The sequence below is a fragment of the Thalassotalea agariperforans genome, from assembly GCF_053470345.1.
Window position 1 is genome coordinate 138902 of record NZ_JBQMWH010000009.1, and the last position, 20936, is coordinate 159837.

At 37.7% G+C, this 20936-nt stretch carries 11 protein-coding genes; 5 read left to right on the forward strand and 6 right to left on the reverse strand.

The genetic code is table 11. From position 1 onward, the window contains the following. Positions 1–37 precede the first annotated feature (37 nt). Entirely contained in the window at positions 38–2563 is a 2526-nt protein-coding gene (locus ACSLUO_RS12635) for a glycoside hydrolase family 2 TIM barrel-domain containing protein (RefSeq protein WP_448248963.1), read from the forward strand. Positions 2564–2736: 173 nt separating this feature from the next. Next, positions 2737–3630 (forward strand): SMP-30/gluconolactonase/LRE family protein, encoded by an 894-nt coding sequence (locus ACSLUO_RS12640; RefSeq protein ID WP_448248943.1) that lies wholly within the window; start codon positions 2737–2739, stop codon positions 3628–3630. A gap of 110 nt (positions 3631–3740) precedes the next feature. Here the strand turns inward: ACSLUO_RS12640 and ACSLUO_RS12645 are convergent, their stop codons facing one another. From ACSLUO_RS12645 to ACSLUO_RS12670, 6 genes are all read right to left on the reverse strand, one after another. Further along, positions 3741–6131 (reverse strand): right-handed parallel beta-helix repeat-containing protein, encoded by a 2391-nt coding sequence (locus ACSLUO_RS12645; protein WP_448248944.1) that lies wholly within the window; start codon positions 6129–6131, stop codon positions 3741–3743. 202 nt (positions 6132–6333) lie between these two features. Next, positions 6334–9690, reverse strand: coding sequence for a TonB-dependent receptor (locus ACSLUO_RS12650; RefSeq protein WP_448248945.1), 3357 nt, complete (start codon positions 9688–9690; stop codon positions 6334–6336). Positions 9691–10004: 314 nt separating this feature from the next. Then, on the reverse strand, positions 10005–12587 hold the full coding sequence (locus ACSLUO_RS12655; protein WP_448248946.1) for a glycoside hydrolase family 2 TIM barrel-domain containing protein: 2583 nt from the start codon (positions 12585–12587) through the stop codon (positions 10005–10007). A gap of 197 nt (positions 12588–12784) precedes the next feature. Next, on the reverse strand, positions 12785–13390 hold the full coding sequence (locus ACSLUO_RS12660) for a GntR family transcriptional regulator (RefSeq protein WP_448248947.1): 606 nt from the start codon (positions 13388–13390) through the stop codon (positions 12785–12787). Positions 13391–13536: 146 nt separating this feature from the next. After that, complete coding sequence (locus tag ACSLUO_RS12665) at positions 13537–15141, reverse strand: apiosidase-like domain-containing protein (RefSeq protein WP_448248948.1); 1605 nt, start codon at positions 15139–15141, stop codon at positions 13537–13539. Between the two features lie 97 nt (positions 15142–15238). After that, complete coding sequence (locus ACSLUO_RS12670; RefSeq protein WP_448248950.1) at positions 15239–17161, reverse strand: sulfatase-like hydrolase/transferase; 1923 nt, start codon at positions 17159–17161, stop codon at positions 15239–15241. A gap of 326 nt (positions 17162–17487) precedes the next feature. Between ACSLUO_RS12670 and ACSLUO_RS12675 the strand changes: the two genes are divergently transcribed. The 3 genes from ACSLUO_RS12675 to ACSLUO_RS12685 all read left to right on the forward strand — a co-directional run bounded on the left by ACSLUO_RS12675 (position 17488) and on the right by ACSLUO_RS12685 (position 20833). After that, complete coding sequence (locus ACSLUO_RS12675; protein ID WP_448248951.1) at positions 17488–18282, forward strand: SDR family oxidoreductase; 795 nt, start codon at positions 17488–17490, stop codon at positions 18280–18282. A gap of 5 nt (positions 18283–18287) precedes the next feature. After that, the gene (locus tag ACSLUO_RS12680) at positions 18288–19631 is read left to right on the forward strand and encodes an NTP/NDP exchange transporter (protein ID WP_448248952.1); all 1344 of its coding nucleotides are present in this window, start codon (positions 18288–18290) and stop codon (positions 19629–19631) included. 89 nt (positions 19632–19720) lie between these two features. Next, positions 19721–20833, forward strand: a complete 1113-nt coding sequence (locus ACSLUO_RS12685; protein WP_448248953.1) for a glycoside hydrolase family protein — start codon at positions 19721–19723, stop codon at positions 20831–20833. Positions 20834–20936: the final 103 nt, after the last annotated feature.

Below are 20936 nucleotides of genomic sequence, written 5' to 3' on the forward strand. Positions count from 1 at the left end.
AATAACATTTATAAAATTTGTGGAGTTAATTGTGAAAATGATCAAAGCATTCAGGCTTATTTTACTTAGCCTATTGTTTTCAACTGGTGTGCAAGCCGAAAAGTTACAACGTGAAGTTGATTTTAACTTTGATTGGAAGTTTACCCTTGTTGATAGCACCAGCTTACCAACTGAATTGCCATTAAACGATAGTCAGTGGCGAGATGTTCGATTACCTCATGACTGGAGTGTTGAAGCTTCATTTGATGAATCACTAGAAGGCGCAACCGGTTATTTGCCTGGCGGTGTTGGTATTTATCAAAAACACTTTAAAACTGAAATTGATCCGTCAAAGCAAAATGTTTATGTATTATTCGACGGTGTTTATAACAATGCTACATTCTGGCTAAATGGTCATGAATTAGGTGAAAACCCTTATGGTTATTCGCCTGTTTATTGGGATTTAACCGATAAATTAAAAACTGATGGTAGTGATAATGTGTTAACTGTGCATGTTGATCATTCTCGTTATGTTGATAGCCGTTGGTATACCGGCAGTGGTATTTACCGAAACGTTAAGTTAGTGACGGTAGATAAATTACATATTCCAATTTGGGGGACTTTTGTTACCACGCCTGAAGTTTCTGATGAACAAGCGAAAGTAAATGTTCAAATTCAAGTTAATAATACCGGTAAAAAACGGTCAAGCTTTCATTTAGAAACGCGCATTATTGACAATACTGGTTTAGCGGTAGCGCACGATAGTGAAAAAGTACGTTTAAGCGGAAATAGTGAAAAAACGCTTGCTCATACCATGACAGTAAAAGCGCCTAAGCTTTGGGATACTGAAAATCCAAATTTATACACAGCAATCACCACTATTAAACAAGATGACAAAATTGTTGACCAGTACGAAACACGTTTTGGTATTCGAGACATAAAATTTGAAGCGAAAAAAGGCTTTATGTTAAATGGCAAGCCAACCTTTATGAAAGGGGTGAGTCTGCATCACGACGGCGGGCTAGTTGGCGCGGCTGTACCAAAAGGCGTTTGGAAGCGTCGCTTGTTAACGTTAAAAGCAGGTGGTGTTAATGCTGTTCGAGTTGCGCATAATCCATATTCACAAGAGTTTTTAGACTTGTGTGATGAAATTGGTTTATTGGTTCAAAACGAATTTTTTGATGAATTTGACTATCCAAAAGATAAGCGTTTAAACAAGAATGATCGTCACAGCGATTATATTTCTCGCGGTTATACTGAGCACTTTCAAAAATGGGCAAAAAGTGATTTAACGCGCACTATGTTACGTGACAGAAATCACCCTAGTGTTGTTCAGTGGAGTATTGGTAACGAAATTGAATGGACTTATTTAAATTATCGTTACGTAACAGGCTATTGGGACCCAGAAAAACCAGAAGAAGATAATAATAACTTTTGGGGCGGGGCACCTAAATTTACCCCTGAAGAGTTAAAAGAACGCTACGATGCTTCTGAAAAAGGTGAATATAAACTACATGAAACGGCGAAGAAATTAGCTGATTGGACTCGTGAGTTAGATACAACCAGGCCCGTTACCACCAACTTAATTATTCCTCAAACCAGTTTAGTGACCGGTTATGCTGACGCTGTTGATATTCTTGGCTTTAGTTATCGCAATGTCACCATTCCATGGGCGCAAACTCATTTCCCCGATAAAATAATTACCATTAATGAAAACCCAGGCACATGGGACGACTGGAAACAAGTATTAGAGCACCCGGGTGTGTTCAGTATTTTCATGTGGACAGGTATTGACTACATGGGTGAATATCACAACAAATGGCCAGAGAAAAGTGGCTGGGGTGATATGCTAAATTTAGCTGGTTTTAAAGTACAAGGCTGGAATTATTATAAGAGTATTTGGGTAAACGAGCCGCACCTTTCTATTGGTACTTTACCATTGGCAACTTCCGGTTTTGTTCAAGATGAGTTTTCAGGTTTAGCTAAACCTGAAAACCAAGGAAGTTACAGATGGCGTAATTCAAACATGCACTGGAATTACCAAAAAGGTGAGAAAGTGCTAGTTGAGGTTGCTTCAAACCATGCCACCGTAGAGCTGTTGTTAAATGGACGCTCGTTAGGTTATCGCAGTATGTCTGAAACCGGTAATCGTATTATGCGCTGGGTTGTACCATTTGAAGCCGGCACGTTAACGGCAAAAGCAGGTTTTAAAGGGCAGGAACAAGAAGTTGTGTTAGCCACTACCACTAAACCTACCGGCTTTACCTTAACAACGGATAAAACGGAGCTAACTGCTGATGCTTATGATGTGGCGCATTTAATTGTGCAATTACATGACAAAGCAGGGCGTGCGATTAAAACCGAAAATATGCATGTTACTTTTGATATTGATGGCCCAGCAAAACTCTTAGGTGTTGATAATGGCGCGTCAGCAAACGTACAAGATTTTCAGTCAAATGAGTTGACGACAGATCAAGGTCGCGCGTTAGCAATTATTCAATCAACAAAAGCGAAAGGCCAAGTAACTATTACAGCCAAAGCAAAAGGTTTTGAGCCACAGCAGCTTGTTTTAGAAATGAAATAAGTTAACTTCTCCCTGTTAATAGCAGTACTTCACATGTTGAGGTGCTGCTATTTTTTTATCTGATGAAAAATAAATGTTAGTGCTGAATCCGTGATTTAATGACTAGGGTCTGTAATATATTGAAGGTTTATATATACTTAGCTTTTATTGAAATTTAAAAGCTTAATAATAACATGACAAAAATAATCAGTGCTAAGTTACTTACTACCGTTGAAGTAGAAAATATTCTAGGCGAAGGGGTACTTTGGGATGAGCTTAAACAATCTGTTTGGTGGACAGATATTCAAGGTTGTAAAATTTTTCAATATTCTTTGATTGATCAGGTTTTGTCTGTTTATCCAACACCTGAGCGAGTCGGTTGTTTTGGCTTCGTTCAAAACAGTGAAAAGTTGATCGTCGCTTTTGCCTCTGGTATTGCTTATTTTACCCCGGTAAGTGGTGAAGTTAGTTGGTTAGTTAAGCCGACACTTGCTGAAGGTAGCCGATTTAATGATGGTAGAATTGACCGCTTTGGTCGATTTTGGCCTGGCACCATGATGGAAGATGAAGAAAATGCGCCAGCATTAGCTAAACTTTATCAAATTAACTCTGCTGGTGAGTCTATCGAACGGCTTGATAATATTCGAGTTGCTAATGGTTTGTGTTGGTCTCCTGACGGTACTGTGATGTATCATGCCGATTCTCCTACACGAACCATTTGGAGATATCATTCAGATCCTAAAACTGGTCAATTAAGTGATAAAAGCCTGTTTAGCCAAACACCGGAAAATATTTTCCCAGACGGTTCCACCGTTGATAAGTATGGCAATGTTTGGAATGCCCAATGGGACGGTAGTCAGGTTGTTTGTTACTCGCCGCATGGCGAAGTGTTAGGAAAAATTAAAGTACCAGCCACTCGTGCTACTTGCGTAGCGTTTGGTGGCGAAAATTTAGATTTGATGTTTGTTACTAGTGCTCGGGTTGGATTAACTGAAACCGAGCTGTTAGCACAACCACAAGCCGGTAACTTGTTTATTTATCAATTACCAGAAAGTGTCGGTTTAATAGAAGCTAGGTTTGAAGGCTAACGTGAAGCATGAATTGTTGTGGCGCTAAGGTTTTAATCGTTAAATAACCAATGCCAGTCGGCGATACGGACTGGCATTTAAATGAATCAGCAAAGATCAACCGACCCTAGTTAGATAATTTCAGACGCTTTATTATTTCTTTTACGCCATAACCCAATCATGGCAATTATCACCAGCCAATAACTGGAACCACCGCCGCTATTTTCGGTGTTTGGGGTAGGTGTTGGTTCAGGTTCAGGTGTCGGCTCTGGGGTTGGTTCAGGTGCCGGCGTTGTATCATTAATGGTAATAGTTATGGTGTCTTTATTGCCTAAATTAGCATTAATAGGTGTGCCTAATGTAAGTACTAGTGTTTCGTCAGCTTCAATTAAATCATCCGTGTTTATTGCTATTAAGAGACTTTTTTCTAGCCCTGAGGTTATTGTTATTGTACCAGCAACAGCGTTATGGTCATCGTTATTTGTACTACCACTTACTGTGTATGGAATACTAACAGGGTAAACTATCGCATTGGCTGAAAGTGTTGCTACTACAGTGATTGAGTCACCTTCATCAACGGTGACGTTAGAAGAAAGCGACACACTTGGTACTTCTGTTGGTAAATCAATACAATCTTCACCGGGTAGGCCATAACAGCCATTACCTGTTGGCCCTAATTTTCTTTCCCAATCAATTCCCGCAACCCAGTCAGCATTATTACCACCGCGCTCATAGGCACCGACATCGGGCTTTTCATCAGTAACATCACTGGTAATATCAACAATTACTCGACCTTGATCTATCGCGGTTGAGTTTTGTGCGAGCCTAAAGTCCTTATTTTGAAAATCAACAAAGGTTGATGAAGTTAAGGTTAAGTTATTTTGTTTGTCCGCTTGCGGCTCCCAAGAGTTTTTATCTGAAATGTTGTTCCACACATTAACATTGGAAAATGCGGTGCCTTCTTTGTGCCAAGCGCCCATGGTTTCTGAGCCATTCCATAAAGTATTGTTGTAAATATTTAAATCTTTGCCATTCCAGTTGATTTGAATATTTGACCACTCAGTATTCCATATCACGTTATGGTGAACGTCATAACCCTCCGAGTCGTTATCTAAATAAATACCAGTAGCTTTTTTCTTGCTACCACTTGAATAAGCGTCGTGTAGCCAGTTGTGATGGATAACACTATTGCTTGGTCCGCCAACGGTATAAAACAAACCGCAATCATCAGCGATTAAGTTACTGTATGAAATATCGTTGTAGGCATATTCTGCATTTTTGTTTACTGATTGAATGGCATCACGGCCTGCGCGAGTGATGGTATTACCAATAGCTTTTGTGCCGTTACCTCCGCGAGCATTGATAATAGCGTCGTAATCGCCTAAATAGTTAAAGTCATGAATATATGAATTTAAAATTTGAGTATTTGTGCCAGCATCATAAATACCGGTGCCTGAGCCAAAACCAATTTCGCTTTTTTCAATAATATTGTTAGCGCCAGAAATGTTAATACTTTGGCTGCCGGAATTAAAACCACGCACAACACCTAAGGTGTAATTACCATATAGGCTGGTTAAGCCATAGATATAGTTATTTGATGCGCCATTAGTCAGTTCAATGGAACCCCCGAATACCGCTAGGTTTTTAATTTGAATGTAATTTCGACCAGCTAAATTAATCGCTGTTTGGCGTTTTCTCATTTGGATTTGATTGCTTGCCGGCATAGCACCTTCAGGTAACTGAACATAAAGCTTGCTACTGTCTGCATCAAAAAACCATTCATTTTGGTAATCTAGCGCTTCTTTGATACCTTGTAGAAAAAAGTCTCCCTTGTCAGCTGGGGCATGGAATGTTCTGATCCACGTTGGGTTTTTATCTAGATCAAAAGTAACCCGAGTACCGGTATTACTAGTGATAAATGCACGCCAAGTGGTCCAGCCTGAGCCTGGTTTATCGCCATAAAAATAAAGAGAACCACCTTTTGACCAATCTCCGTCTGGAATACCCGCGCTATACTCAAGGTAAGCGTCAAAGTCGACATCAGGCCCACTACCACCTGAGTTTCTTAACGTGTTTTGCGTGAACGGATCGCCGTCAGTATTATTAGGCCAGCGGGCTAAATCCATTGCGGTAGTGTTTTGCATAACAAAATTGTTTTGCCCTAAATCCCATGTAACGTCAGCAACGTAAATATTATTTTCAGTTAACGACCAGTTATTAACCGTCTCCATAGCGCTAATGATCACTTTTTCATCTTGATAAGATTGGAAGGTGATAGGTGAGTTTTCTTCTCCAGAGTGGCTAGGTGTTAACGTTTCATGATAAGTACCTTGACGAATATGAACAACGTCACCCGCAGTAGCTATTTGTGCTGCTTTTGTCAGCGTTAAATAAGGGCTAGCTAAGGTGCCATTATTGTTATCGTTACCCGTTTTACTAACGTAAAGATCTGCCCCATAGGTAAGAGGCATAAACGCCATTAGGCTCAAGGCCAATAAGTTTTTACTCAGATGTATATTCACTTTTATCTCTTATATTGTAGTTATGAAAAAGTTTAAACGGTTAAAAAGCATACTTGAGAGTATATCAATTTTACAATTCTATCAATTAAATATAAATAACATTATTCAAATATGATTTTGTATTGGTATTTATTGAAAAGGTATAAAAAAGCCGCTCACTTTAAATGAACGGCAGTAAAATTTTTATATCTTGGTTACATGTTTAGAAACTGGCTCTAATGCCTAAACGATAGATGGTACCTGATGACCATTTACGAATAGTTTTTGATTTATCTGCATTTCCTTCAAGCGCGTTGCCTTCAACAGTTAAGTCAGTATCAATAATATTGGTATAATATTGACGTGACTCTTTATTGTTTAAGTTAACGGCATTAAAGGTGATCGTAAAATTATCATTTACTTGGTAATTTGCTGACAAATCTAACTGACCACCACCTTCATTCCACAATGCGCCGCTTTCAAATGAACGGTTAGCTAAAGAATCTGTGCGGTGATTCCAAGCTAAACGAACTAAGTTGCCATCTTGTTCCCAGAAAGTAGAAATGTTGTAAGTATGCTTAGAAACATTTGCAAAAGGTAATGGTGTTAACTTACCACCTAATTCAATGGCTTCAGCATCAGTTTCTGAGTCAGAGTAGGTATAGTTTATAGCGGCGCCTAAACCTGAGAAAATACCCGGTAAAAAGTCAAAGTTTTGATTGTAACCAAGTTCAATACCTTGGTTGGTTCCGCCTTTACCGTTTCTTAGCGATGTAACCAGAATGGTGTCACACTGTGATGAAACATCAAGTGCAATCGATTGCCAGATATGTCGGTGATCTTCTAAACAACCAGCGGCTTTGCCTGCGGTGTCATAATCTAGCGGCTTGCCATTAGCGTAAGGAATAAAAATATCTTCGTTCGGTACCAAGGTGGTTAGTTCTTCATCAGTTACCGAACGTAAATCTTTCCAATGAGCAGCAATAGAAGCACTTTCTTCAAAGTTACGCATATCTTTATGGAAGTAAGCGACTGTTAAAGCGCCGCCTTCGTTGAAGTACCATTCAAACGATAAATCGATATTTTTTGATTCTAAAGGTTTTAAATACGGATTACTCAAGTTTGCAATCGAGTTGCCTGCACCCCAAACAAATTCACGTATGCTGTAACTTGGTTTTAATGAATCAATTTTTGGTCTTGCCATGGTTTTGGAAGCGGCAAAACGTAAAACCATTTCATCATTTAAGTTATAATTAAGCGTTAAGCTAGGTAGCCAATTTTTGTTTTTATTACTTGCTGAAGCTGAAAATTGCGCTGGATCTTCTAGTTTCGATAAATCTTGGTAACGACTGCGATAATTAGAAGTTAAATCAAAGTTTTCGTCATAACATTCTTGCCCAGGTATGGAAACCCAAGTGCCGTCAGGCCCTAGTTGACCCGCAGGATTTGCTCCACCATTAGCGATATCACCATGATCTACACCATTGGCATATAATTGCTCTGGTGTACAAGCGGGTAAACTTGAGTTTGAAGCAATAGCAACTAAATCGCGGCTAACAACAGCGGTATTTTGAAAATCAACAGATGAATAACCTTTAGCATTGTCTAAATTAGACTCAACATAACGAAGGCCAACATTACCTGTTAAACGATCATCTAAAAATGTAAAATTAGTCTTAACATAAGCGGCGATGTTTTCTAGCTCGATAGTACGATCATTTGCTAAATTAGGTTTTTGGCGAACGTCGTCATTAGCAAATAGTAAGTCGAATGATTTACGAGCATTTATAGTCCACCAACCATCAGTGGTATTGGTGCGTGCATATCCAAGATCGGCTAAGAAGTCACTGCCAAATGGCGTAATTCCATCTGTTACATCAATTAAACGAATTGAATCAACACTTTTACCTAACGATTGCTGACCATCAGGCTCAGGAATACCTTCAAACCAGTATTCTTGGTTAAAGACATCTTTTTCACGGGTTTGATATTTACCACCAAATTCTACCGTGGTGATCGGACCAAGATCTACTTGCCAATCAAAGTCAGCATATAATGACTTTTGTTTGTCTTCCATTAAGCGGTCGCGTGATACCGCTTGTTGTAGGTGTATTGCATCGCGATCATCAGGGTTATAGGCAGTGAGAACAATGTTGTCATCAATTTCTTCACCTATTTCACCTGACTGGCCTGGGCCAAAGTCGACCATACCTGTTCCTGTCACTATGTAACATTGACCAGAGGTACAGTCATAACCGGTAGGTTGTATTTTATCTGCATCAACAGCTATCAACGCATCATCACTTACGTGAGCATAATTATTTGAATTTAAAAAGCTATAGTAGGCATCATCTGCTTTTGTTTTCGAATAACCACCACGAAGGGTCATTGAAAAAGTATCTGAAAAGTAGTGCGTTAATTCTAAATTAACAATTTGATTATCGGTATTAATGCCCGATTGCAAACGCGCTGTTCTACCTCGTGCTGTACGATCGATTTTTTTCTCAAAAAATTGTGTTTCAGGGTTATACACCAACCAGGGATCATTCTCATCAAGCACATTACCAAATGGTTTGTTGCCATATGGCTGAAGATCTACATCTAAATATGCGTCACCGGATCCTAGGGATGCAATAGAGTTATCGTCAGTTTTTCTAAATTGATCTGACATAGTTAAACCAAAATTTAACTCGGTATTGTCAGATACAGCCCACTGTAATGAAGTTGTAAAACCTTGACGCTCCATACTATTTTGAAATAGTTTGTAGCCAGTTTGGGCATTGGTAAAACCATAAAAAGTTTTTGGTGTTATACCGTCTTCTTCAAATTCTTGATAAAGCTCTCCTGATGGTGTTCTTGCCGCAATCGCACCAAATTTTTGCATACGATCGGTCATGTACATATCACGACGAGAAGATTGCGTTTCTTTAAAGGCGGTAATATAAAAACCTAAGGTTTCATCTAAAAATTTTTGTGAAAATGTGCCGGAAATTTTATAATCGTTTTCAGAAGCATAGTCGTCATAACGTCCTTGAACCTCTAGAATACGGCGATCTTCTTTGACGTCGAGCGCTCTTAATGTTTTTAACTCAATATTTGCACCTAAGCTACCTTCGTCTTGATCTGCGGCGGCAGTTTTAATTACTTCAATAGAGTTTAATATATCTGACGAATAAGCGCTTAAATCAACCGCTTGGTTTTCAGTGCTACTAGTTAAGTTAATACCATTTAATGAAATATTATTTAAGTTAGGACCGGCACCACGAATGGTTACTGTGGTTCCTTCATTTCCTCCAGCTCCTTCACCGCGCTGAATTGACACTCCGGTAACACGTTGAAGCGCTTCACCGATATCTTGATCTGCCGATTTACCAATATCTTCTGAGAAGATTGAATCACTGACAGCGTCATTTAATCTTTTATTACTTAATGAGCGCAGTAAACTCCCTTTAAAGCCTGTTACTTCAATAATTTCAATTCCGTCTTCCGTTTTCTCTTGTGCCGCATAAGCACTTGGAACAGTGAGTAAGGCAACAGAAATTGCGGTTGCAATCGAGTTTAACTTGTATCTGTTTGACATGTTTATCTCCATTTTATTATTTTATTTTCGAACGTATTTCTTATTTCCTACAGAATGTCATGGTTTGACATATATAAAATACGATCATTAAATATGAAGATCAACCATCATTTACGCTATTATTCGTAATAGTTTTTTTACTGTTTTTTAAGGTCTTGCTTTATTTTTAGGTTTATATATGCATATTGTTATTTGTATACGATTGTTTTTTTTTGTGTGATTTTTATGAGTGGTGTTGTGCGGTTTGATACTGCTACTGGCTAGATTAGCCAGTAGCAGTACTTTTTGTGGTGAGGAGGAGAGCTAAATTAAACTTAGGGTTGCACCTTTAACGTTAGTGTATTGCTGGTAAACTTTCCTGATGAGGCTGTGATCACAATATTATCTTTGTGTAAATTACTTTGAATAATTAAGAGTGCTCTGCCTTTATGCGTAAATAAATGATCACTTTTGTGTGGCTGTATATTATTTTCAGCACCATTATCAACACCTAAAAGTTTAACATTGCCTTGCAAGTGAAATTTAATGTCACGTTCCACATGCTTTACAGGGTTACCATCGGCATCGATTAACTGAGCAACTACATGTGCAACTTCATAACCGTCTGATGATAATGTTGTTCTATCAGTTGTCAGCAATATTGAATGAGGTTGATAAGCTGTTGTTATTGAACTTTCGAATTTACTCATAGTGTTCACAGCTCTAGCTGTTAATGTGCCTTCGCTAAATGGTACGGCCCATTTCAAAACTCGCTCAGGATTATTATTAAGTTGCTGTATTCCGAGTGATTCGCCATTAAGCAATAATTCAACACTTTCAACATTGCTATAAACTTCCACAATGACTTGTTCGTTATTTTGGTAATTCCAATGCTCATTCACGTCACGCCAACCCCATTTGCCACGTTGCCAATTGCCGGGGATTTTCTCGACCACCTTTTGGCTGATGGTATCTAAACGATAAGTTGATTTTTCTGCCGTTTGTGTTGTAATGTGAATATGCGGTTCATCACTCCATAGTGTTTTCATCATGTGATAACTTGGTTTGGTGAAACCTGCAAAATCAAGCATACCAGAGCTAGAACCCTTCTTTGGCCATTTTCCATTTGACTCACCTAAATAGTCGATACCTGTCCAAACGAATATTCCGGGAATGTATGCACGATCTTTTACTTGCTGCCATTCATGCCATTTCACCCAGTTCTCGGTGCCAAGGATCATTTTGTCAGGGTAGTTTTGATGACCATAATCATAAAGTACTTGGCGATAGCTATAACCAATAATATCAAGTGCATCGGTGTAGCCTGAAAAATGGCTAACGGTAGGCGTAACTAAATTAGCAGTAACTGGCCGAGAGGTATCTAATTCTTTTACCCACCGGCTTAACTTTTCAGCAGATTGTGATAACTCTGGTCCTTTGATTGGACTAGCATCAAATGTTTCTTTCATCCTTTGAATACTATGTGGCGGTAAATCCCAATAATAGTTATGTTTTTCACTATTATCTTTATTCCAGTAGCCTGCAGCATTGGTATATCTAGGGTATGTCCATTCAATTTCGTTACCAATACTCCACTGAATAATTGAAGGATGGTTACGATCACGTAGCACCATAGCTTTGATATCGCGTTCCGCCCAAGTTGAAAAATAATGACTATAGCTTTGTGTTATGTAATCAACTTCACCTGATTGATTAAAGTTTTTTCGTTTGTCTTTTGGATTGTCCCATTCATCAAAAGCTTCAGCTTGCACAAGAAAGCCCATTTCATCACATAAAGTTAAAAACTCATCAGATGGGGGATTGTGCGCCGTGCGAATAGCGTTAACTCCGGCTTCTTTTAAGCGTTGTAACCGACGTTTCCAAACATCTTTCGGCACTGCCGCACCTACTAAACCGCCATCATGATGAATATTTACCCCTTTAATTTTGATGTTTTTGCCATTTAAGAAAAAACCTAGGTTTGCATCGTTACGCAAACTCCGTATCCCAAACGATGTTGTTTTGATGTCGATAGCATGACTGTTTTTTACTATTGAAGTTTTTGCGCTATACAAATGAGGTGAATCAATATCCCAAAGTTGTGGGTTATTGACAGCAATATTTTGCGTAATACTGGTAGAACTACCCGCCGCAATTTTGGCCGTAGTTGAATGATGTGCAACATGTTTACCCGCCGCGTCAATTAATTCGGTAATAACTGAAATGCTAGCTTGCTCTGCCGAATCGTTATTTATTTGCGTTTGTACTTTAACAGTTGCATGTGTTGTAGATACCTGTTCTGAGGTGATAAAAGTGCCCCAAATAGGTATATGAAGTTTATTCGTTGTGATAAGTTTTACATGACGATAAATACCGGAACCGGTATACCATCTGGAGTCAATATAGCGGGTTCTATCAACGTACACCGCGATGACATTATCACCTCCGTTTTTATTTAGGTAAGGCGTTAAATCGTAATGAAACGCTGCATAGCCATAAGGGCGTTCACCTAATAGATGCCCGTTTATCCAAACTTTAGAATGATTATAAACACCATCAAAAAGTATTTCCGTTTTACCATTACTTGTTGGTGATTTAAAATGTTTACGATACCAGCCAACACCACCAGGTAAATAGCCAGTAGCACCAGCGGTATTTTCTTGGCTATAAGGTTGTTCTATACTCCAGTCATGCGGTAATCGCACGTTTTGCCATTGGCTATCGTCAAGATCTATTTGATAAGCATCATGAACTTTTTGTTTGGTAAATTTCCAACCAAAATTAAAATCAACTTCCTGCCGCAATAAATTTTCGTTGGTTATATTTTTGGGGGTTGTAAAAGGTTCAGTGTTATTACAAGCCACTAATAAACTTATTACAATAAATAATAATAGGTGTACAGTATGTTTAATGATCATAGGTAAACTCGATGTTTTTTTATATATGATTGCATTAATTTATTATTAAATAAATACTTGTTGGTTAAGTTTATTTAAAAATGGCAGGCAGGATAGCTGTTGAGGTATATTTTAATCCTCAACAACAGCTAGAAGATAATAACTTAAATGGTATTTAGCTTATTAATTTATCTAACGGCTATATATTTTCGTTTAAATTACGTAATGTTGTTTAGAATAACAGTTATTGCATTTTCAGCATCATAATTTTTTAAAGCATGTAAAATAGAAGCATGCTCTTCAACATCCGTTTTAAGAGTTGCGGATATGCCTTTATTCATATGCATACGAATAACAACAGGATACCAGAGGTTAAATAGGTCATCGCCACCAGCTAGGCGGACAAAATATTCATGAAATTCAATATCAGCCTTAATAAATTCAAGGTGTTCACTTTTTTGGTAATGTGTGTTCATTCGCGAGAGTATGTTTTCTAAGGCGATGAAGTCTTGTTCAGCGGCAATGTTTTTGAAAATTTTTACGGCATATTTTTCGATAGATGAACGAATATTAAAGAGAATTTTGTCGATATTTTTATTTAAGCGAGAAATAACAAAATACCCTTGTCCTTCAACATAATGCAAAAGTCCTTCTTTGTATAATATTAACAGCGCGCGCCTTATTACATTTCTTGAAAGTCCAAAGTCATCCGATAGCAGGGTTTCATTCATTTTAGTACCTGATTCATAGACTCCATCGATAAGCGAATTTCTTAATATTTCGGTAACTTGTTGTTCAATAGATTGAATAGGTTGAGCGTTCATTATTATTGCCTTTTATTATTAATCATCTTGTTTATATATAAATGTTAACAATTAAATAAAAAATGATTTTATCATGAAATCATATTTAATAAAAACAATTTGAATATAAAATTAGTTTTACTTAGCAAAAAGGCAATATTTGATGATTATATTTTGGTTGCAATTAAAATGGTGTCAGCTTGTTCACGCCATGGCGATTGATAAAAAGAAAATTGATCTTTTATAATGCCTTTTTCTTTGATTTCACCCGTTAACGTATTTAGCCATTGGTAACGGTATTTATCGCCATTTTTGGTTAAAAAGCCTAAGGCAATGGAATAATTTTCTTTTGGTATGTAGAGTAAAACGGTGCCGGTTTTATGATCAGTAAGATTATAGCCCGATGAATTTTGATTAGGGTTAGGTGTAAACTCTGAAAATGGATATTTATCCATGAGTTGTTTCATAATTGAAAAGTAATGAAATTTTGGTTTAGTAAAGCTTTCATCTTGCTCAAATGGATTATGTATAACGACATTCCATGACGTTCCTTGCCAATAATAGGTGTTGTAGACACCAGCAAATAAACTCATGTAATTTCGGCGCAATGCCACTTCTGCATTTTCATAAGCACCAGGAAATACTCTTATTGGTGAATATTCGTAACCACCATGTTCAATATTGACAATCGGATGTGTTGGAAATTTACTACGTACCTCTAACATTTTTGAGTAGATTGTATGTTTCCAATCTTGGGTTGAAATAAAGTCAACTTTGTGAGGATGTTGTGCGCAAAAGCCATAATCATGCACTGTTACCAAGCGGTTAAAGCTATCTAATTCTCTAGCGCGATCAACCCGATCCGCAATATAGTTTTTGGTGGTATTTTTGTAAAACAATGCTTCTTTTGAAATATCCCAGATAATATTTGGAAATGCTTGATAACGCTTAATAATATAATCAAAGTAGCGGTTATCTTCTGGTGAGCCAAGTTCTGGCCAATTAACCATTTTATTCCAAACATAAATCATTAAATGATTGACGATTTCTCTGTCATGCATTGCAGACATAACGTGATCATAATGTTGAAAAAATTCCAGATTAAGCGAACTAAAATCAGGCGTTGTATTACTACCTAAAAATGGAAAAATATCTTCACGCGCACCATATTCAAATTCAGGATGTTGTTTGAGTTTAGGATCTTTTTCCCAATAAACATCGTAGGAATATAAGGTGGTGACCACTTGATTAAAGCCATTGTTTTTAACAAGATCTAAAAGGTGGTTGGTTTTTTTTAATTCAGCTAGGTTGTAATCAAGGGCAAATAACCAATCGGCTTCGAAAGCGAGACTAAAATAAGGTTTGCCACTTTCATAATAAAAGTGTTGTGGGTTAGCTTTATTAAGGGTGATAGCACCATGACGATTTTGCTTAGTATTTTTATTAACCTTGATGGTGCCCGTTAAAGTATTTAATTCGGGTATTTCACTTTTGATCTGATAGGAGAAACTACCGGTTTTTGCGTTGGAATAACGTAAAACCCATTGGTTGTCGCCATTGTAAAAAAGGGGAATACGTTGTTGGTTTTCAAAGTGTGCAAAAATTTCTTGTTCGAATGGCTTAGCAATGGGCTTATGACTTTTTAAAATAATATCGGCAACTTGCCATTGCTCTATTGATATTGGCTGAGCAGAAAAATTATGTTGGCTGATGGCCGCTAAACTCTGTGTGCTAAGTAATAACAGCGTTATTAAAAAAAGTCGATGTAACATTGTTTTCCTCTCATTAGCCCGCTCAATTTCGGCTACCAAACTAGGATGATGGTCATTTATTATCCTAGCTTGGCAGCGGTTGGTTTTTAATGAATGATTAGTTTGGAATAAACTCAGCAGGAATAGCTGCTACTTTGTCATCAGCCCCTTGGGCAAAGTTACTTAAGTGATAAGTATTTTCTTGTGACCAATCAGCTTCTACTCTCCCGTCGCCTAAAACTATATTACCTAATTTAGTTCTAAACCAATGCGCTAGCTTGCTATATTTAGGAGCATTAGCAATATTGTTTTTTTCCAGCGGATCATACTTTAAGTCGTATAAAACGAGTTCAACTTTTTCAACCGGAGCAGTTAACCCCCATTTGATATTTTTACCTAATTGTTCTGGTGTTAGGTTGTTATTATGATGAGGTCGAGTTCGCATTGAAAAACGAAAACGATCAGTATGAAGATAAGCTCTAGGGCCATAAACAAGATTAATTTCACCTAAAATATAATCGCGTTTAACTTTGCCTTTTATAACGTCAACTAGGTTAAAACCATCTAAATAATCAAATTGTTGATCCGCGATATTTACGCCGCCAGCCGCTAAAATAGTAGGTGAAAAGTCAACAAACTCAACAAGTTCATGGTTAATTTTATTTTCAGGTATTAATGTTTTATCGGAAGAAACGACAATCGCTGCATTGTTAACCGATTGCACCCAAGGGCCAAATTTAGCTTCAATGCCTTGCTCACCTAAATGCCAACCATGATCCCCAACAGTAAAAATAATTAAATATTCTTGATTATTGGCAATGCTGTATTTTTTGAAAGCGTCAATCGCTTCACCCATTAAGTGATCACCATAGGCACAAAAAGCATAATAATCTTGAATAGCTTTTTGTTTTTCTTCTACAGTGAAACCATCTACTTTCATTGTTTCGTAAAGTTTAACTAATTGTGGTGGTAATTTGCCCAGCTCTGCTTTTTTTTCAAAATCAGGAATGTTGTACACTTTATCTTTAAAGCGATCGCGGAATGACTTAGGTGGTAATACCGGGGTATGTGGTAAGTGGAACCCTAAATTAATAAATTGTGGTTTTGAACTATCAGCGCCTTGTTCAGTTTTTCCCCAACTGGTTTTAAAAGGTTTATCGGCATTTGCTAAATAATTTACCATTTCTTTGACGATATAAGCATCAACAGTTTCGCCTGCAGGCTGTGGGTTGACACCGGCAAGAATAAGTTCCTTATTACCGCCACGAGTATAAGAGCGAATAATATCAAATTCTTTATCTGTTTGAGCTTTACCTGCAATATCGGCTTGAGTTAATGGGCCGTCTTTGCGTTTGAGATAATATTTTCGTTTTTCGCCATTAGGGTATAAAACATTTTCAGTATAACCGACAATTGTATTGTTATCGTCGTAACCAGCTTTAGTGAAAATATCACCTAAACCATTTTTTTGAATGTCATGTTTAAAGTGTACTTTGTAATCAAATAAGTTGGCATCATGGAAACCTTGTCCAGGACCCCATTTATAAATGTAACTGTCTGATTTACCAAAGACTGAGGTGGCATAACCGTTTGTGCGCATTGTTTGCGATACAGTAGGTTTAACGAAGTCTGGTGCTTGATGGGTTAATTCAAAAGCGTAATGGCCATTTCTAAAAGGATATCGGCCAGAATGCATTGAGCCGCGTGATGGTCCGCATACCGGCGAGTTATTAAAAGCTTTAGTAAACAACACCCCTTCAGCTGCTAATTTATCGGCATTGGGTGATTCAACATAGCCTAATGGGCTATTGTTAGTACCATATACCGCTTGATTGTAGGCGGAAATAGAATCAGGACGTTGATCGTCAGTAATTATCCATAAAATATTCGGCTGTTTACCCGTTTTAGCCAGTTGCGAGCGAGTGTCTGCTGGTACCGTATTGTCACTGCGGCTATTTGTATCATCTGCTGTTATTACATTTGAACAAGATGATAATAGTAATACCAATAGTGACGACATGAGTAAGTAAAGTGTTTTCATTAACCTTCTCCGAGGGAATGCGAACGATTAGTTTTATTCGCATTTAATTATTATATTTTGTATATAAATTGTAAATCAACGGCATTTCTATGTACAGTTAATTGTTAACTGTAGTCTATATTAGCAAAGGTGAAAATCATATATTATTAAAATAAAAGTAAAAAATTATTTAACTTACTGATTTAAAGGTTTTTTATTTCTTTTATTTGTTTTTAGTTGTTGTGTGTAATTTTTTGTCATTGATTTAGCCGACTATTTTTTGTTGATGTTGTCGATATAATTTTAGCCACTGAAATTATTTAACATCGACAGGTAAAAATAACATTATGCGTAATCGTTTATTAATAACATTCAGCTTGATAGTTTTATCGCTGACCAGTTTAACCGCAAAAAGCACACCATCTTCAACTGTTAATACAGAAGCGTCGAAAGGCACGGTACTCATTACAGGAGCTAATAGAGGATTAGGTTTAGCCTTATCTCGTCATTTTATTAATGATGGCTATCATGTTATTGGTACGGCACGTAAACCGCAGAAAGCGACAGAGCTGCAAAATGCAGGGGCACAAGTTGTACAACTGGATGTAACTGATGATGCTTCAATAATGGCAATGGCGGAGACGCTAAAAGATACTCCTATTGATATTATTGTTAATAATGCCGGTTATGTGAATAGCCAAACTCGCGGTATAGAATCATTTAAGAATACAACCCGAGACGAGTATTTAAGAACTTATAATATTAATACTGTTGGCCCTGTTATGGTCACGAGAGCGCTGTACCCAAATTTGTTGTTATCAAAAAGTGAGGTGAAAAAAATCATTAATATTTCTTCTCATGGCGGGATTGTTGCGCGTAAAGGTGCTCATGCCATTTACGCTTACGACGCTACAAAAACAGCCTTAAATAAGATGACTAATGAGCTGGCTAAAGACTTAAAACCCGATAATATTGCGGTAATTTCATTAGCTCCTGGCTGGAATAAAACGCGCACGGGTGGACCACAAGCTCAATTAGAACCTGAAGAGTCGATGGGGCAAGCCAAAAAAGTGATTGAAGGGATCACAATGACAGAAACGGGCAGTTTTGTTGGTTATTCTGGCTTTGCGATTGCGTGGTAATGAATATGACTCATCAAACGTTATTTAGCCGCTTAACCCAAATAGAGCCTGAAGAAACAAAAGCCGCGTTGTTTTCATTTCTTTTTATCTTTTTATTAATGACCTCATACATGATTTTAAAGCCGGTAAGAGATGCCTTACCGAGTGATTGGGGTGATGTTAGCAGAGCAACGCAATGGACATTTACCTTTATTTTCGCAACGATAGCGGTGATGTTTTACAACTATGCGGCATCAAAAATTTCAATAAAAAAATTAGTTCCTAGAGTATTTATTGCTTTTTCAATCAGTTTTATGATGATTTTTGCCGCCTTTAAATTAGGTGTTGAAGTCACATTTTTAGGAAAAGTCTTTTACGTATGGAGTAGCGTTTTTAGTTTATTTCATATCTCGGTATTTTGGAGCTTTGTTTCGCAACATTACTCTAAATCTCAAAGTAAACGTGTTTTTAGTTTTATTAATACAGGCGCAAGTGCCGGTGCCATTTTAGGGCCTTTAACGGTTATGTTATTGGCTGAGCAAATGAGCATTGAAAACGTACTGTTGGTGACAAGTACCGTATTGTTATTAAGTTTACCTATTATTGCTATTTTAAATAAACAGTTTGAATTGTTAGTGGCAAAAACTCAGGTGAAACAAAATGACACTGACAATGGCTCTGATGCTTTACAGGCAGATATTTTTTCGGGGTTTAAAAAGCTATTTACCGATAAAAAGTTACTTGGGATCGCCGGTTTTATCTTTTTGTTAACAGGGGTTAGCGCTTTTTTTTATACCACCCAAAGTGATGTTTTAGCTGAATATAGCCGCGCTGAACGAAAACAGCTGTTAGGTGGGATTGAATTAATTACCAATAGCTTAACTATTTTAATTGGATTGTTTGTCTCAAACCGTTTATTTAGAAAATTTGGTTTGGCGGCAAGTTTGTCTTTTGTTCCTTTTGCTATTGCTGGCTTGATGTTAATTCTGAGTGCAAACCCAGTAATACTCTTTGTGTTAATTCTTGTTGTTGCACGCCGAGCCGGTAATTACGCCATTGTTAGACCTGCCCGTGAAATTCTCTACACCGCCGTTGATAAAGAAACCCGTTTTAAAACTAAACCCATTATTGATATCGCCGTTTATCGAGGGGGTGATGTGTTTTGGATTTGGACTATTGCGTTTATTGGTGACGGTTATTTAGGCTTTAGTACGCCTGAGAAAATTATTGCTGGCGCTGTTGTTGCCTTTTTATGGGGGTTATTAGGTTTTTATATTGGCAAGCGGCATGAGAGTGCTGAAAAGCAAGAGGAAGCTAACTCGCAAGAGAATGCCAATGATTTTATCGGTGCTAAACAAGTAATTGAGTAGCGTTGTTTTAACTTGATGGCTATGTGTGTTGACGAATTTAATAAAAAATCAACACAAGCTCAACACAATTGAATGATGAGAATAGATAAATGAATTTTTTTAAAAACGTTAAACAGAGTGATTTTAAACACTTGTCTCGTAGTTTTTTGCTGCTACTGAGCTTGTGTGTTTGGTCAGGTCAGGCCAAGGCAAATGCGCCGTTAGAAAGTACGGATGATTACAACCTTAGCGCCGCCATGCAGCCCGTTGCACCAGAAAATATCTTTCATGATGAGGAATATTTCAACTGGGGCTCAACCATAGTAAAAGGTGATGACGGAAAATATCATTTGTTTTATGACCAAATGCCTAAAAAACACGGTTTTTATTCATGGTTAACCGATGGCATAGTATCCAGAGCGGTTTCTGACAGCCCAACCGGGCCATGGAAAAAAGTTCAGGAAGTATTGAGCGCTAGAGGCGATGGCTTTTGGGATCAATACACAGTGCATTGTACTAAAGTGTATAAATTTGATGGAAAATATTACCTTTATTATATGTCGACCAATTCTGGCATTATGGACTTAACCGAAGCACAACTTGAAGAAGTGCGTCACGGCAAATGGCAACCTGATAATTTACGCGGCATGATGCGTTTAAATCAACGAATTGGTGTGGCCGTAGCAGATAACATTGAAGGCCCGTGGAAACGTTTTGATAGACCTTTGTTTGAACCGCAATTACCAATTGCCAATCAATCAAATAATGTTACGGTCACTGAACGTCCTGACGGTGGCTATTTAATGATTATTCGTGGTGATCAACCGGATCAAAAACCGAATGAGATCATTAGAATGCAGGCGGTATTACTAGCCGATCATCCTTTAGGCCCTTGGAAAATGCAATCTAAGCCAGTGGTGATTAATTATAATTCGGAAGATCCGGAAGTTTGGTACGACGCTAAGCGAAAACGCTATTATAATTTATATCATGCCTTTGGATATATGGGTATGCTTACCTCAACTGACGGATTAAATTGGGAAAGAGCAAAACACTATAAAGTGGCTGACAAGGAATACACAACCGTAGAGGGAAAAACCGTGCAAGTACATAGGTACGAGCGAATGGGGATATATACGGAGAACGGTAAACCTGTTGTCATGACAGCCGGAATATTTTTGAAAAACGGTGACACCCATTCATTGTTTATTCCACTTATGTAGTCACTAATCAGCCGCGCTAACTTTATTACCAGTGCGGCTGATTTTTATTTACACAGCGATAATTTATTGGATATTTCTGTATTATTTTATTGCGCTAGTTTAT

Coding starts and splice junctions, on each gene's coding strand:
- ACSLUO_RS12650 (WP_448248945.1), bottom strand. CDS start 9,690: ATGTCAAACAGATACAAGTTAAACTCGATTGCAACCGCAATTTCTGTT.
- ACSLUO_RS12675 (WP_448248951.1), top strand. CDS start 17,488: ATGCGTAATCGTTTATTAATAACATTCAGCTTGATAGTTTTATCGCTG.
- ACSLUO_RS12680 (WP_448248952.1), top strand. CDS start 18,288: ATGACTCATCAAACGTTATTTAGCCGCTTAACCCAAATAGAGCCTGAA.
- ACSLUO_RS12640 (WP_448248943.1), top strand. CDS start 2,737: ATGACAAAAATAATCAGTGCTAAGTTACTTACTACCGTTGAAGTAGAA.
- ACSLUO_RS12665 (WP_448248948.1), bottom strand. CDS start 15,141: ATGTTACATCGACTTTTTTTAATAACGCTGTTATTACTTAGCACACAG.
- ACSLUO_RS12655 (WP_448248946.1), bottom strand. CDS start 12,587: ATGATCATTAAACATACTGTACACCTATTATTATTTATTGTAATAAGT.
- ACSLUO_RS12635 (WP_448248963.1), top strand. CDS start 38: ATGATCAAAGCATTCAGGCTTATTTTACTTAGCCTATTGTTTTCAACT.
- ACSLUO_RS12685 (WP_448248953.1), top strand. CDS start 19,721: ATGAATTTTTTTAAAAACGTTAAACAGAGTGATTTTAAACACTTGTCT.
- ACSLUO_RS12670 (WP_448248950.1), bottom strand. CDS start 17,161: ATGAAAACACTTTACTTACTCATGTCGTCACTATTGGTATTACTATTA.
- ACSLUO_RS12660 (WP_448248947.1), bottom strand. CDS start 13,390: ATGAACGCTCAACCTATTCAATCTATTGAACAACAAGTTACCGAAATA.